Source organism: Pseudomonas sp. R151218B TE3479 (assembly GCF_053629195.1).
Genome location: NZ_JBRJHV010000001.1, coordinates 4,726,548 through 4,739,250 on the forward strand (window position 1 = coordinate 4,726,548; position 12,703 = coordinate 4,739,250).

The 12,703-nt window shown below is 64.6% G+C and carries 12 protein-coding genes; 3 read left to right on the plus strand and 9 right to left on the minus strand.

The genetic code is table 11. The annotated features are described in order from the left end of the window. Positions 1 to 157: 157 nt before the first annotated feature. The 8 genes from AB7M32_RS20265 to gspG form a co-directional block, all read right to left on the minus strand. On the minus strand, positions 158 to 1,324 hold the full coding sequence (locus tag AB7M32_RS20265) for a substrate-binding domain-containing protein (RefSeq protein WP_454251117.1): 1,167 nt from the start codon (positions 1,322 to 1,324) through the stop codon (positions 158 to 160). A gap of 545 nt (positions 1,325 to 1,869) precedes the next feature. Further along, the gene (gspF, locus tag AB7M32_RS20270; protein ID WP_072404455.1) at positions 1,870 to 3,081 is read right to left on the minus strand and encodes a type II secretion system inner membrane protein GspF; all 1,212 of its coding nucleotides are present in this window, start codon (positions 3,079 to 3,081) and stop codon (positions 1,870 to 1,872) included. Further along, on the minus strand, positions 3,081 to 4,499 hold the full coding sequence (gspE, locus tag AB7M32_RS20275; protein ID WP_454251118.1) for a type II secretion system ATPase GspE: 1,419 nt from the start codon (positions 4,497 to 4,499) through the stop codon (positions 3,081 to 3,083). Before gspE ends, gspF begins: the two co-directional genes overlap by 1 nt. 169 nt (positions 4,500 to 4,668) lie before the next feature. Beyond that, positions 4,669 to 7,029 (minus strand): type II secretion system secretin GspD, encoded by a 2,361-nt coding sequence (gspD, locus tag AB7M32_RS20280; RefSeq protein WP_454251119.1) that lies wholly within the window; start codon positions 7,027 to 7,029, stop codon positions 4,669 to 4,671. Beyond that, positions 7,026 to 7,601 (minus strand): type II secretion system protein GspM, encoded by a 576-nt coding sequence (gene gspM / locus AB7M32_RS20285; protein WP_454251120.1) that lies wholly within the window; start codon positions 7,599 to 7,601, stop codon positions 7,026 to 7,028. The genes gspD and gspM overlap by 4 nt, the downstream gene beginning before the upstream one ends. Then, positions 7,594 to 8,772 carry a type II secretion system protein GspL gene (gene gspL, locus AB7M32_RS20290; protein WP_454251121.1) on the minus strand — a complete coding sequence of 393 codons (1,179 nt, stop codon included), beginning with the start codon at positions 8,770 to 8,772 and terminating at the stop codon, positions 7,594 to 7,596. The genes gspM and gspL overlap by 8 nt, the downstream gene beginning before the upstream one ends. Continuing rightward, entirely contained in the window at positions 8,769 to 9,755 is a 987-nt protein-coding gene (gspK, locus tag AB7M32_RS20295; protein WP_454251122.1) for a type II secretion system minor pseudopilin GspK, read from the minus strand. Before gspK ends, gspL begins: the two co-directional genes overlap by 4 nt. A gap of 8 nt (positions 9,756 to 9,763) precedes the next feature. Next, positions 9,764 to 10,213, minus strand: a complete 450-nt coding sequence (gene gspG, locus AB7M32_RS20300) for a type II secretion system major pseudopilin GspG (RefSeq protein ID WP_336072489.1) — start codon at positions 10,211 to 10,213, stop codon at positions 9,764 to 9,766. A gap of 148 nt (positions 10,214 to 10,361) precedes the next feature. Between gspG and gspI the strand changes: the two genes are divergently transcribed. Beyond that, positions 10,362 to 10,736 carry a type II secretion system minor pseudopilin GspI gene (gspI, locus tag AB7M32_RS20305; RefSeq protein ID WP_454251123.1) on the plus strand — a complete coding sequence of 125 codons (375 nt, stop codon included), beginning with the start codon at positions 10,362 to 10,364 and terminating at the stop codon, positions 10,734 to 10,736. A gap of 113 nt (positions 10,737 to 10,849) precedes the next feature. Here the strand turns inward: gspI and AB7M32_RS20310 are convergent, their stop codons facing one another. Continuing rightward, on the minus strand, positions 10,850 to 11,293 hold the full coding sequence (locus AB7M32_RS20310) for a type II secretion system protein N (protein ID WP_454251124.1): 444 nt from the start codon (positions 11,291 to 11,293) through the stop codon (positions 10,850 to 10,852). Between the two features lie 116 nt (positions 11,294 to 11,409). Here AB7M32_RS20310 and gspH point away from each other — a divergent pair, with 116 nt between their 5' ends. Together gspH and AB7M32_RS20320 are read left to right on the plus strand one after the other, a co-directional pair. Further along, on the plus strand, positions 11,410 to 11,862 hold the full coding sequence (gspH, locus tag AB7M32_RS20315) for a type II secretion system minor pseudopilin GspH (protein ID WP_454251125.1): 453 nt from the start codon (positions 11,410 to 11,412) through the stop codon (positions 11,860 to 11,862). Continuing rightward, positions 11,859 to 12,470, plus strand: coding sequence for a PulJ/GspJ family protein (locus tag AB7M32_RS20320; RefSeq protein WP_454251126.1), 612 nt, complete (start codon positions 11,859 to 11,861; stop codon positions 12,468 to 12,470). The genes gspH and AB7M32_RS20320 overlap by 4 nt, the downstream gene beginning before the upstream one ends. The last annotated feature ends 233 nt before the right edge of the window (positions 12,471 to 12,703 follow it).

Here is a 12,703-nt window from a genome sequence, read left to right on the forward strand (position 1 = left end):
CCAGCGTTGGTTATAGGGGTTAGGCGGTTACAGGGCGGCGGGACCGAACGGTTGTCATGAAAATTTCATGTGGCTGTGTCGGTTCAGTCATTACGCAAAAATCAGCAACGGCTCACGCCGTTGCTGATCAGGTATTGCAGGTCGTTCAAGCGTGGGCTTACAACGGACGACCGATGGCATTGCAGACGCTGGTGTTGCCGATGCTCAGGCCGCTCGAAGCAGTGACGAAGGAGTCACGGATAGCGGTTTTCCAGGCCGAAGGCAGCGGCACGAAACGATTGGAAGTGATGGCCGAATCGTTGTTGGTCAATGAACCGTAGTGGCGGCTGAAGAAGTTGCGCACCTGGGTGGTCTGGGTTGCGTCGGCGTAGCACTGGCTGAAGATCACGTTGGTGAAACCCAGGATCGGGTAGCCAGTGGTTGGGTAAGCCACGACGCTTGGGTCGTTAGGGTTGGTGGTAGCGGCGAACACCGGTACCCAGGCGTTCGGGTTGGCACGGTTGGCGACGGCAGGTACCGCGACAGCGGCGATGGCGGCCGATACGTTGGCTGGGGCTGGGGAAACACCGGCAACGCGGGCTACTTTGGTAGCGTCACCCAGACCGGCCAGAGTCGTTGCGGCGTAATCCGGGCTCATGTAGGTGATGCGACCCTGGGCAGCGTTCACGGCAGTCATGACGGCCTGGCTACCAGTAGCGGCCACAGCACCGGCTGGCAAGCCACCGCTGTAGCTGGAGGCAAAGTTGGTGGTAATAGCGAAGGTGCCGGTTTCAGCGCACTTGGCGTTCAGGAAGCGGGTGAACAGCTCGGTGGTGCCGCTGCTCTCGGCACGGTAAACCACGGTGATCGCGCCGGTACGGCCGGAACCCGTGATCTGGCTCCAGTCGGTCAGACGGCCGGAGAACACGCCGCAGAGTTGGTTGACGCTCAGGTCAACGTTGGCAGTGCCGGTCTTGTTGAACGGAATGGCAACCGAAGTGGCGACCGAAGGCACCTGGATCAGTGGGCCCCAGGCTGCACCGTGAGCAGTGACGTAGTTGTTCAGTTCAGTGGTGCTGAGTTTCGAATCGCTGCCAGCCCAGTGCACATTCTTGCTGGTGTTGCCAGCCACGAACTTGGTGTAGTCGTTGGTCAGGAAAGCAGCCTTGCCAGCACCGCTGCCCACGCCGATGTAGGGGGCAAAACCGGCAGTCAGTACGCCGGAAGTCTGATAGAGCGGCTGAGGCAAGGTAGCACCACCGCCATTGACATCAGCCATGGCGGCCTGAGCGGCGCAAAGGCCGGCGAGGGTCAGGGATACCGCGAGAACGTTGCGCTTAAACATGAAGAATCTCCTTTCATCGTGTTCGTACGTAGGTTGGGTGACGCGTGCTTGCCGTCATGGCGCTCGGTCCTGTGCCGGTGGCGATGGGGTGAGGCCATGGGTTAGAAATTCGCAGTTTCCGGTGACAGATAAAGGAAAAAACCTCGGGAGCTGAGGGCTGTTTTTCGAGTTTTTTCCTCGGGTGTTCGAGGGCTCTGCGCCGTGGGTTCAGGCGGTTTTTTCGGGAGGGCGGCAAGGGCTGGTCGCGAAGATGGCGGCGGATGGTTGCCGGGCGGCGGAAGATGACAGAACGAGGAACCCGAGTTTGGCGATGGTGAGGCTCGGGAGGTGTTGACGGCGTCAACATCTATTTTGCTCGGTGTGCTTTTGTGGCGAGGGGATTTATCCCCGCTGGGGTGCGAAGCGCCCTTCACAACTGCCGTCTCGGTGTATCAGACGAATTGACTGGGCTGGCATGGGGCTGCTGCGCAGCCCAGCGGGGATAAATCCCCTCGCCACAGGACCTGTGTTTGCCACAAGATTTGTGTCAACCAGTAGAGGGCGGTTTATTGCACCAACTGATTGATCTCGATGATCGGCAACAGCACCGCCATGACAATCACCAGCACCACACCGCCCATGACCACGATCATCAGCGGCTCCAGCAACGCAGTCATGCCCATGGCCCGGCGTTCGATGTCGCGGGACAGGGTTTGCGCGGCGCGTTCGAGCATCGGTGGCAGGCAGCCGGTTTTCTCGCCGCTGGCGATCAGGTGGATCAGCACCGGCGGGAAGACTTTTTCCACCCGCAGCGCCGCCGCCAGGTTGACCCCTTCGCGAACCTTGGCCGTGGCCTCGCTGACGCTCTGGCTCAGGCGGTCGTTGGACAGCGTCTGGCGTGCGGCCTCGAGCGCTCGCAGCAACGGCACCCCGGCTCCGCCGAGAATCGCCAGGGTCGAGGCAAAGCGCGCGGTGTTGAGGCCCAGTACGAAACGCCCGATCAGCGGCAGGCGCAACACCCGCGCGTGCCAGTTCAAGCGCGCCGCCGGTTTGCGCAAGTACATGCGCCAGGTCCAGAACCCACCGGCCAGCACGCCAAAACACAACCAGCCCCAGGCACGAATGAAATCACTGGCAGTGAGCATCGCCACGGTCAGCGCGGGCAAGTCCTGGCGGGCCTGGGAAAATGCACTGACCACCTGGGGCACCACGTAGCTGAGCAGAAAAATCACGATGGCGACCGACACCAGCCCCACCACCCCGGGGTAGATGAACGCCGTGAGGATCTTGCCCCGCAGGTTGTTGCGCTCTTCGATGTAGTCCGCCAATCGCTCCATCACCTGGGCCAGGTCGCCGGACTCTTCACCGGCGGCAATCAACGCCCGATAGATTTCCGGAAAATCCCGGGGGCGTGCCGCCAGGGCTTCGGCCAGGCGCATGCCGCTGCGCACATCGGCGCGCACCGCGCTCAAGGTCTGGGCGATGTGCTTGCGCTCGGCCTGCTCCACCGTGGCACTCAACGCGGCTTCCAACGGCAGGCTCGCGCCCAGCAGGCTTGCCAGTTGCCGGGTAGCCCAAGCCAAGTCGTTGTCCGAGAGTTTGGCGCTGAACAAGCCACCGCCATTGGCCGGTGTCGTGTTGCGCTCGACCTGCACCTGTAATGCCGTCAGCCCGCGACTGCGCAACAGGTTGAAGGCCGCCCCCTGGCTGTCGGCTTCCAAGTGCCCGGATTCGATCTTGCCCTGGGCGTCGGCGGCCTCGAAACGATAGCGATTCATCAGGCGTCCCGTGTCACACGCAGGATTTCTTCAGGGGCCGTGGTGCCACTGCGCACCCAGCGCTCGCCATCCTCGCGCATGCTGAACATGCCGGCCTGGCGAGCGGCGGCGCGCAGTGCCTGCTCCCCTGCCCCCTGGTGAATCAGCGTGCGGATGTCATCGTCGATGCAGAACAGTTCATGGATCCCGGTGCGCCCGCTGTAGCCGGTCTGGTTACAGCTCGGGCAACCCAACGGACGCCAGGTGCCGGGCGTGGCGGGATCCGGCTGCTTGCACTGCGGGCAGAGCCTGCGCACCAGTCGCTGGGCCAGCACGCCGAGCATCGACGAGGCCAGCAGGAACGGCTCGACCCCCATGTCGATCAGCCGGTTGATGGCCGACACCGCGTCGTTGGTGTGCAGCGTCGCCAACACCAGGTGACCGGTGAGGGAGGCTTGCACGGCGATTTGCGCGGTTTCCAGGTCGCGGATTTCGCCAATCATGATGATGTCCGGGTCCTGGCGCAGAATCGCCCGCAACGCCAGGGCAAAGGTCATGTCGATCTTGGCGTTGACCTGGATCTGGCTGATGCCCGGCAGGTCGTATTCCACCGGGTCCTCCACCGTGAGGATGTTGTGGACGCTGGCGTCCAGCCGGGCCAGGGCGGCGTAGAGGCTGGTGGTCTTGCCGCTGCCCGTGGGGCCGGTGACCAGGACGATGCCGTGGGGCTGGCGGATCAGGTGATCGAGTTTGCCCAGTACGTCCGGATCCATGCCCAGGGTTTCCAGCTGCAGGCGCCCGGCCTGCTTGTCCAGCAACCGCATCACCACCCGTTCGCCGTGGCCGGTGGGCACTGTCGAGACGCGGATATCGATTGGTCGCCCAGCCACCCGCAAGGCGATACGTCCGTCCTGGGGCAGGCGTTTTTCGGCGATGTCGAGCTGGGCCATGATCTTGATCCGCGACACCAGCGCACCGTGCAGGGCCTTGCGCGGCGAAACCACATCGCGCAGGGTGCCATCGACGCGGTAGCGCACCACCGAATGGCTCTCGTAGGGTTCGATGTGGATGTCGCTGGCCTCATCCCGTGCGGCCTGGGTCAGCAAGGCATTGATCATGCGAATCACCGGCGCGCCGTCCTGGGTGTCCAGCAGGTCGGTGATCTCGGGGATGTCCTGCATCAGCCGGTCGAGGTCGACTTCGTTCTCCGCCGCGCCCACCACCGCGGCAGCACTGCCGGTGTCGGCATAAGCACTGTTGAGCAGCCCGTCAAGCTCCTCGTCGCGCACTCGCTCCAGCCGCACTTCGCCAAACTGACGGCGCACTTCACTGATGGACCAGCCCGGCGTGGACGGGCACACCATCAGCACCGCCCCCTCTTCGGACTGGCGCAACACCAGGCGCTGGGCCTTGGCCCAGGCGTATGGGAGGGTGTTCATGCCGACACCTCGGCCCCAAGAAACACACATCCCCCCTGTGGGAGCGAGCTTGCTCGCGATAGCGGTGGGTCAGTTGCAATGAGGTTGAGTGAACTGCCGTCATCGCGAGCAAGCTCGCTCCCACAGTGTCTTGGGCTGGCCTCAGCTTTGTGCATGCCGCTGATGTTCATTAGCGAGTGCCTCCTTCGACCGGCACCGCCTTGATCACCGCCCTGGGCATCTGCGGCCCAGCAGGCGGCGTCCCCGGAATCGCCCTCGCCGAGGCTGGCAGTTGCGGCGCCTGCATGTCCGGCATTGCCCAGCTGCGATCCGGTTGCAGCAAGCCCTGGGCGCGGCGCATGAAGTCGTAGCGGTTGAGGGTGATGCCGCGTCCCGCCGCCGTGTCGCGGATGATATAGGGCCGCAGGAACACCATCAGGTTGGTCTTGGTGATCTGCCGCCGTTCGTTGCGAAACAGCGCGCCGATCCCGGGAATGGTCGACAGCCACGGTACCGCGTCGTTGCTCTGGCTGTAGCCATCCTGCAACAACCCGCCGAGCACCATGATCTGTCCGTCGTCGAGCAGGATGCTGGTGTCGATGGCGCGCTTGTTGGTGACGATACCCGTGGTGCTCGAGGCGCGGTTGTCGACGCTGCTGACCTCCTGATAGATGTCGAGCTTGACCGTCCCGCCTTCGGAAATCTGCGGCCGGACATTGAGCTTCAAACCCACCTCCTCACGGGTCACGGTCTGGAACGGGTTGTTGCTGGTGCCGCCCCCGCCCGTGACGTAGCTGCCGCTGACGAAGGGAATGGTCTGACCGACGAAAATACTCGCCGCTTCGTTGTCCAGGGTCAGCAGGTTCGGCGTCGACAGCACATTGGTGCCGCCCTTGCTCTTCAAGGCCCGGGCCAGGACCTTGAGGTCGAGAATCTTGCCAATGCCGGGAATGTCCACCGTGCCGTTGACCACGCCGAGGTTCAGGCCCTGGGGCAAGACATCGATGCTGGTCTTGCCGTTGAGGTTGAGCCCCGTGCCGCCGAGATTGACCCCGCCGATCACCCCGCTGCCACCGAGGTTGCCGGTCTGCCATTGCACGCCGAATTCGCTGGCGTCGTCCTCGCCGACCTCGACGATCAGGCTCTCGATCACCACTTGGGCGCGACGCTGGTCCAGCAGGTCGATGACTTCCCGCAGATTGCGGTACAGCGGGTCCGGCGCGGAGATCAGCAAGGTATTGGTGGTGGCGTCGGCCTGGATGGTGACACCGCCGGCGCTGAAAGCAGTGCTCTGTTCGTTTTTCGTCGAAGCGGAGGTTGCCCCGTTGCTGCCCTGGGCGTAGCCGTTGGCGCTGGTCGACGCACTGCCGCTGGTGGTGCCGCTGGCGCCATCGCCACTGCTGCCCTGCCCACTCTGTCCGTTGGTATTGGCGCCCATGCCACTGAGCACCGAGCGCGAGTTGTCGTTGCTCTCGCCTTCGCTTTCCCCGGTGAGCAAGCCGCGCAGGGCCTGGGCCAGTTTGCCGGCCTGGGCGTTGCGCAGGTACACCACATGCAGGTTGCTCGGGTTGTTCTGAGCGTTGTCGAGCTTGTAGATCAGGTTGCGCGCCAGCTCCGTGCGCTCGGGGCTGCCGGCGCGGATGATAATGGAATTGGAGCGCGGATCGCCGATCACGTTGATCTTCTGGGTCTGGTCGCCGCCCTGGGTTTCCAGCAGGTCAGAGACCATTTGCGCGATGTCGACGGCGATGCCGTTGTGGATCGGCACCACATCGGTGTCGATGGCACTCGGGGTGTCGATGCCTTCGATGAGCTGCGCCACCCGCGACAGGTTTTCGGCGTAATCGGTGACGACAATGGTGTTGTTGCCCGGGTAGGCATTGATCGGATTGTTCGGCGACACGATCGGGCGCAGCACCGGGATCAGGTTCACCGCGTTTTCGTATTGCAGGCGGAAGGTGCGCGTCAGCATGCCGTTGCCGGCCGGTTTGTCGGCGCTGTAGATCGGCCCACCCAACAGCTTCGCATCGGCCTCCGGCACCACCTGGGCCACGCCGCCCACGTCTACCACGCTGAAGCCTTGCATGCGCAGCGCGGCCAGCAGCATGTCGTAGGCCTGATGGGCCGGGACCTGGCCTTCGGAAACCAGCGTCAGGTTGCCCTTGACCCGCGGGTCCACCAGGAACTGTTGGCCGGTGGAACGGGACAAGGCCCGTACCACCGCCTGGATATCCGCCTCGACGAAATTCAGCGTCACCGGTTGATCCCCCAGGGGCGTGCGCGTCGGCGCATTGCTGCGCGGCTCTCGGGCACGGGCGGTGAGATCGACCTGATGCCGCACCGCGGGCTTGCGCTCACCCAGGTCCTGGGCCCGCTGGCGATCGAGCAATGCATCGCCGCTGCGCTGGGTACTCCCCAACGGAATACCCAGCTCGCTGTCCACCAGCAACGGTGGCTGCGACGCGGGCGGCGTGTTGTTGCACGCACTCAACGCCAGCAACAACAGCGGCGCGGCCTTGCGCCAATGACGTGGGTATCGGGCCCCTTTCATGAAGCTTCCTTAGCGCTTTGCGCCTGATCCATGCGAACGGTTCCGGACAATGTGCCGGCGCTGTTGTCGAGGTTGTCGTGGTTATCGGGATTGGCAAGGGCGGTGCGCTGCAAACGGGCCTCGATCACTTCCAGGGAGAATTGCCGTGGGTTGCCCAGCAGCCAGCTGATGACCGCCTCCGCCGGGGCCTGGTCGAACGTGAGCTGCCAGGCGCTGGGGTGCTCAGTGCCGGGCGCTTGCAATTGGTAGTGCTGACTCAAGCCGCTGGCGTCCAGACTCTGGCGCAACGCGGCTTCGAGGGGTTGGTCTTGTGTCGGCCCCGCGACGTCACGCAACAGCACTTCGAGAGCCTCGGTCTGCGATCGCAGCTTCGGGGTTTCGGCTTGCCAGTAGGCGATGGTCTTGAGTGGTGGCTGGATCAGCGCGAGCCAGACCAGACAGCCGCCCAACACCAGCGCGGCCAGGGCCACGGCAGCTTGTTCGCGCGCGGCAAGCCCCTGCCAGAACGTGCGCAAACGCGTGCTGAAGGTTTGCCAACGGACCTGCGCCAGTGCCAGGGTGTGCTTATTCATCGTCGGCATCCGGGTGTTCGTCGGCGTCCTGCGTACCCTGGCCGGCCGGGGCCACCCGCAGGCGCCAGCCCTGGTCGATGGCGACGACGTCGATGCCGGCCTGGGCCAGGGGGATTTTCCAATCCTCTTCGGCGGCGGTTTTCTGCGCCTCGGCCACGACAGTCAGGCGCAACTCACCGTTCTCGAACCTCAACGCCTGGACATTGCCGCTCATGAATGGCATGGCGCTGCCCGCCTGCTGCACCAGGCTGGCGAAGCGTTGGGCCGGGTCGGTCGCCGCACCGCTCTGGCGCGCAGCGATTTGCTGGCGTGCCTGTTGCAATGGGTTGAGGATCACCGGCAACTCGGGAAACGCCTGTTTCACCCGCTGGCTCATCTGCGCCTTGAGCCGTTGGCCCTGGGCCGCTTCGCGGGCGGCGTAGAGGTTCAACCCGACTACCCACACCGCCAGCGCTGTCGCGCAGATCGCCATCGCCCGGCCCCAACCACCGCGCTTGACGGCGTTGCGTGCAAGACCGGCATGCAAACCCCAGCCCGGTGCAGGGCCAGTCCAGCGTTGGCTTTCCGCCAAGGTGTCGAGGGAAGATTGTGGCGGCGCGTCGCCGATCCAGTGCAGCCCGGCCCCCGTTTCCAGCAGCCACTCGTCGAGCGCCTCCTTCTGTAACGGTTGCACCACGGCGTGCTGCAGGCCATGGCGCACCAGCAGATGGTCGTCGTCGATGCAGGCCACCGGCCCGGACAGCACCGGCAAGGCGTAGGCCGCCGGGTAGAGGCCACGCAGTTTCATGCCGGCCTGGTGCACAAGCCGCCCTAGATTGACGAGGGATTCACGGTCCAGCCAAGCGATCTGCACCTGCCCGTCCATGTCACGCGGGCTATGGGCCACCTGCATGTGTTCGCTGGCTCCGAGCATCAGGGCCTGGGCCGCGCACGTCACCGCTGCGCTGATCTTGGCCGCCGGCAACAGCGGCAACTCCAGGCGGGTCAACACGCTGTCGCGGGGATGAAGGAAACACTCCACCGAAAGGTTTTTAGCGCCCTGGCCCAACGCCCGAAGGCTGCTGCGGCCTTGCTCGCGGACCTGGCCCTGGCGATCCAGCCAGGCAAACGTCACCGGGCTGTCGAGGTCCAGGCTGCCCAGCGGCGCCAGGGCGATGCGCAAGCGCGTCATACACCCACCCTTGACCAGATCACCTGAGGCAAGCGGTCCTCGGTGCGTTGCAGCAAAGCCTCCAGCTCGACCCGCCGCTGACCACTGCGCGCCCGGCCCCGAAGGCGGAACCAGTCGCTGGTGATGCCGACCTTGACGCTGGCGGTCTCCAGCTCCGGCATGCGCAGGCGATTGACGAAATCCCCGCGGTTGATAAACCAATGGCCGCCGTCACGCTCCCTGACCAGCGCCTCGGCCCGTTGCAGCGACAGCCCCGGCACGTAGGCGGCCAGCACCGGGGCACTGGCGGTGTTGCCATTGAGCCAGGTGTTGGTGGGCAGGATCGTCACGTAAGGCGCCAGTGTGTCCAGTAACCCCGTGGTGACGCCTTTGACGCTGCGCAAGTCTTGCAAGGTGCGCAGCATCGGACGCGTCGGCGCCAGCGGCGTGTTGTCGGCCTGGGGCGAGGTTTCGCGGCCGCTGTTGAAAGTATTGGCCTTTGGCGCCTGGTCCACCCGCTGCGGATTCAGCAGGCGCGGATAGGCCTCGACCACCCTATCGACGATACGCGTGCGGACCGTCGCGGCCACGCCCAATTGCTGGCACAGGCGTTGGAAGGCGCGCACTTGTTCTTCGTCCACCCGCTCATTGGCGACGAGGTTGCGCAGGTTGAACTTGCCTTGCTCATCTTCCAACTGACCTTCGAACGGTGTGTCGATCTGGCCTGAACCCGGTATCACGATGGGTTTGGCCCAAGGTTGGCCGAAGCGCGTCAGTGGATCGTGCTGCCGGGCATCCCAGAGCAACTGGCGACTCAGTTGCAGGCCACCCTGCAACCGCGCCGAGCCCTGGACACGCAACTGCTCGGCCTCCAGGCTGCGAGTGAACAGGGTCTGGCGAGTCAGCATGCCGCCGGCGATGACCGCCACCACGGCGGCGATCAGCAAGGCACTGATCACCGCCATGCCGCGCTGCTTCGCCGCGAGGGGCGAATCCGTTCGCATCACGGCCCTTACAACTGCCAGGAGCCAATGTCGGCATTCACACCGTCGCCATCGGGCTGGCCGTCGGCCCCCAGGGAAAAGATATCGACTTCGCCGTTGGCACCAGGGTTGAGGTAGTTGTAGGGGCGGCCCCACGGGTCGTTGGGCAGGCGCTCGAGGTAGGAACGCCAGGTGCCGTTTTTCGCATCGGCCGGTTTCTCCACCAGCACCTTGAGGCCCTGGTTCATGCTCGGGTAACTGCCGTGGTCCAGGCGATACAGCTTCAAGGCTTGCATCAGGCCGCCAATGTCCTGTTTCGCCGCCGTTGCCCGCGCCTGGTCGGGACGGTCGAGGACCTTGGGCACCACCATCGCCGCCAGGATGCCGAGGATCACCACCACGACCATGATTTCGATCAGGGTGAAACCCCGCTGCCCGCGAGGGCCTTGGGGACGGGCGTTGTAACGGGCGATCTGCATCTCGACGGTCCTTCGCTGGATTCGATTCGAGGCGCAGTGTTGCAAGAAAATATGTCAGTGATATTGAAATTGCTCAGGAGCTTGCGTCGTCAATCAGTCACGAACGCCAGCTACCCTTCAAGGCTGCCCTCGCACCCGAGCCCGCGCCATGCCACGCCCTGCTCCGCAAGCCGGCTTCACCCTGATCGAAGTGCTGGTGGCCCTGGCGATCATCGCCGTGGCCATGTCGGCCGCCGTGCGCGTGGCGGCGGTGATGACCCAGAGCAACGGCCTGCTGCGGGACAAATCCATCGCCCTGCTGGCCGCTCGCAGCCAACTGGCGCAGTTGCGCCTGGAAGGCCGTTTTGCCCCGGGCTCCAAAGTGTTCGAGTGCGACCAGGGACGCTTGCTGCTGCGCTGCGAACAGACCCTGCGCCCGGCGGAAAACGGCCGGCTGTTGCGGGTTGAACTGAGCGTGTCGGACCGCAGTCGCGAAGCACCGCCGTTGGCTCGGCTGGAGACGTTGGTCAGCCGGGAAAAATAAAGGCAGCCCCCCCCTGTGGCGAGGGAGCTTGCTCCCGCTCGGTTGCGCAGCAACCGCAAGATTTTGGGGCCGCTTCGCGACCCAGCGGGAGCAAGCTCCCTCGCCACAGAAGTTCAGCGCTGATTTTCGGGGCGTGTCAGGGACGGCAAACTCACCGAATCCGGCAACCGGGCCAGGACCAGTCGGGTCTGTTCGCTGCCACGTTCGATGACCACCGCCTGCGCCTCGATCGCCACCAGCCGCACCCCCTGGGCCACGCGTTCACCCACCAGGAAACTGCGCGGCGGCCCGTCGTTGAGGCTGAGGATCGCCACGGCGGCGTGGGTGCCGGCCATCACGCCGCTGACCTTGATGTCCACCGGTGCCGGCTGGTTGGAGAACCATTGCAACGCCGGGTTATCGGAACGCTCGGCCATGCGCTGCGGGGCGACGTCCGGCGTGCGCGACTCCGCCGACGTGAGCAGCAGCGAAGACCAGGTCGCCACCCCGGCCAAGGCCGCCAACAAGCCCACGACCTGGACGATTTGCGCCGGGGACACACGCTCGATGAACGCCATGGCCTGAATCTCCTTTTTTGATTCCAACTTGCAGCGTACGCGTCAATTCTCTCCGTTTTATTTCACATCCCTATCATCTTCACCGTGCAGGATGACGCTCACGCAAAGGAGCGCACATGAACCTCGGCAAGCAACGCGGTTTTACCCTGATCGAATTGATGGTGGTGCTGGTGATCATCGGCATCGCCAGTGCCGCCGTGAGCCTGAGCATCAAGCCGGACCGGTTGAAGTTGCTGCGCCAGGATGGCGAACGGCTGGTACAACTGTTGCAACTGGCCCAGACCGAAGCACGCACCGACGGGCGGCCGATTACCTGGCGCTGGGACGCCAAAGGCTTTGGCTTCAGTCGCCGCGCGGACCGGGGTACGGGGGTCGATCGCTTCGAGGACGACCCGCAACTGCGTCGACGTCGCTGGCAGAGTCCGTCGATGGAGGTGCGCGTGGAACCCAGGCAGCGGGTCGTGTTGAATGCAGAATGGATTGGCGAACCCTTGCAGATCCGCTTGTCGGACGGTCAGAACAGTCTCACTGTGCAACGCAGCGCCGCCGGGCGGGTGCAACTCCAATGAGCGCCCGGGAGAAAGGCTTCACCTTGCTGGAGGTGATGGTGGCGATCCTGCTGATGGCGGTGGTCAGCCTGATCGCCTGGCGCGGGCTGGACAGCGTGACCCGTGCCGACAGCCATTTGCAGGCCAGTACCGAACAGACCGAAGCGCTGCTGCGGGTGTTGAACCAACTGGAGCGCGACGTGGCCCTGCGCGCCAGCATCGAGCTGAGTGAACCGGTCAAACCCGGCGTCGACGACCAGCCCTCGACCACCCCGCCCGCCCTCACCGTGCGCAGCACCGAAGGTCGGGGCTTTCGCCTGGATGTGATCCGCGTGGCGGCGGCCCAGGAAGGCGAGCTGCAACGGGTGCGCTGGTGGCTCAAGGGTGACACGCTTTACCGCGCCCAAGGCCAGGCCCGCAACCGCTACCCCCTGCCCGCACCCGGCCCGGGCGTGGCCGTGCTCAGTGACGTCAGCGACGCCGGCCTGCGGTACTGGGACACGGAAAAAGGCTGGCGCAAACTCAGCGGCAACCGCCAGGAAAACCCGACGGGCATCGAAGTCAGCCTGACTCGCCAGACACCTCAGGGGGCCGAAACGTATCGACAGGTGCTGGGGCCGCTGGATTAGCTCGCGATAGCGGTGAGTCTTTCAAGGATGATGTCGAATGTACCGGCTCCATCGCGAGCAAGCTCGCTCCCACAGGGTTACCGGGTGACCTCAAGTTTTGGGCACAACACAGGCCCCCTTGTGGGAGCGAGCTTGCTCGCGATAGCGGTGGGTCTGTTAAGGATGATGTCGAATGTACCGGCTCCATCGCGAGCAAGCTCGCTCCCACAAAGTTACCGGGTGACCTCAAGTTT

Excerpts from the sequence above, each read along its gene's own strand:
- AB7M32_RS20265 (WP_454251117.1), bottom strand. The coding sequence starts at position 1,324 with ATGTTTAAGCGCAACGTTCTCGCGGTATCCCTGACCCTCGCCGGCCTT.
- gspF (WP_072404455.1), bottom strand. The coding sequence starts at position 3,081 with ATGAATCGCTATCGTTTCGAGGCCGCCGACGCCCAGGGCAAGATCGAA.
- gspE (WP_454251118.1), bottom strand. The coding sequence starts at position 4,499 with ATGAACACCCTCCCATACGCCTGGGCCAAGGCCCAGCGCCTGGTGTTG.
- gspD (WP_454251119.1), bottom strand. The coding sequence starts at position 7,029 with ATGAAAGGGGCCCGATACCCACGTCATTGGCGCAAGGCCGCGCCGCTG.
- gspM (WP_454251120.1), bottom strand. The coding sequence starts at position 7,601 with ATGAATAAGCACACCCTGGCACTGGCGCAGGTCCGTTGGCAAACCTTC.
- gspL (WP_454251121.1), bottom strand. The coding sequence starts at position 8,772 with ATGACGCGCTTGCGCATCGCCCTGGCGCCGCTGGGCAGCCTGGACCTC.
- gspK (WP_454251122.1), bottom strand. The coding sequence starts at position 9,755 with ATGCGAACGGATTCGCCCCTCGCGGCGAAGCAGCGCGGCATGGCGGTG.
- gspG (WP_336072489.1), bottom strand. The coding sequence starts at position 10,213 with ATGCAGATCGCCCGTTACAACGCCCGTCCCCAAGGCCCTCGCGGGCAG.
- gspI (WP_454251123.1), top strand. The coding sequence starts at position 10,362 with ATGCCACGCCCTGCTCCGCAAGCCGGCTTCACCCTGATCGAAGTGCTG.
- AB7M32_RS20310 (WP_454251124.1), bottom strand. The coding sequence starts at position 11,293 with ATGGCGTTCATCGAGCGTGTGTCCCCGGCGCAAATCGTCCAGGTCGTG.
- gspH (WP_454251125.1), top strand. The coding sequence starts at position 11,410 with ATGAACCTCGGCAAGCAACGCGGTTTTACCCTGATCGAATTGATGGTG.
- AB7M32_RS20320 (WP_454251126.1), top strand. The coding sequence starts at position 11,859 with ATGAGCGCCCGGGAGAAAGGCTTCACCTTGCTGGAGGTGATGGTGGCG.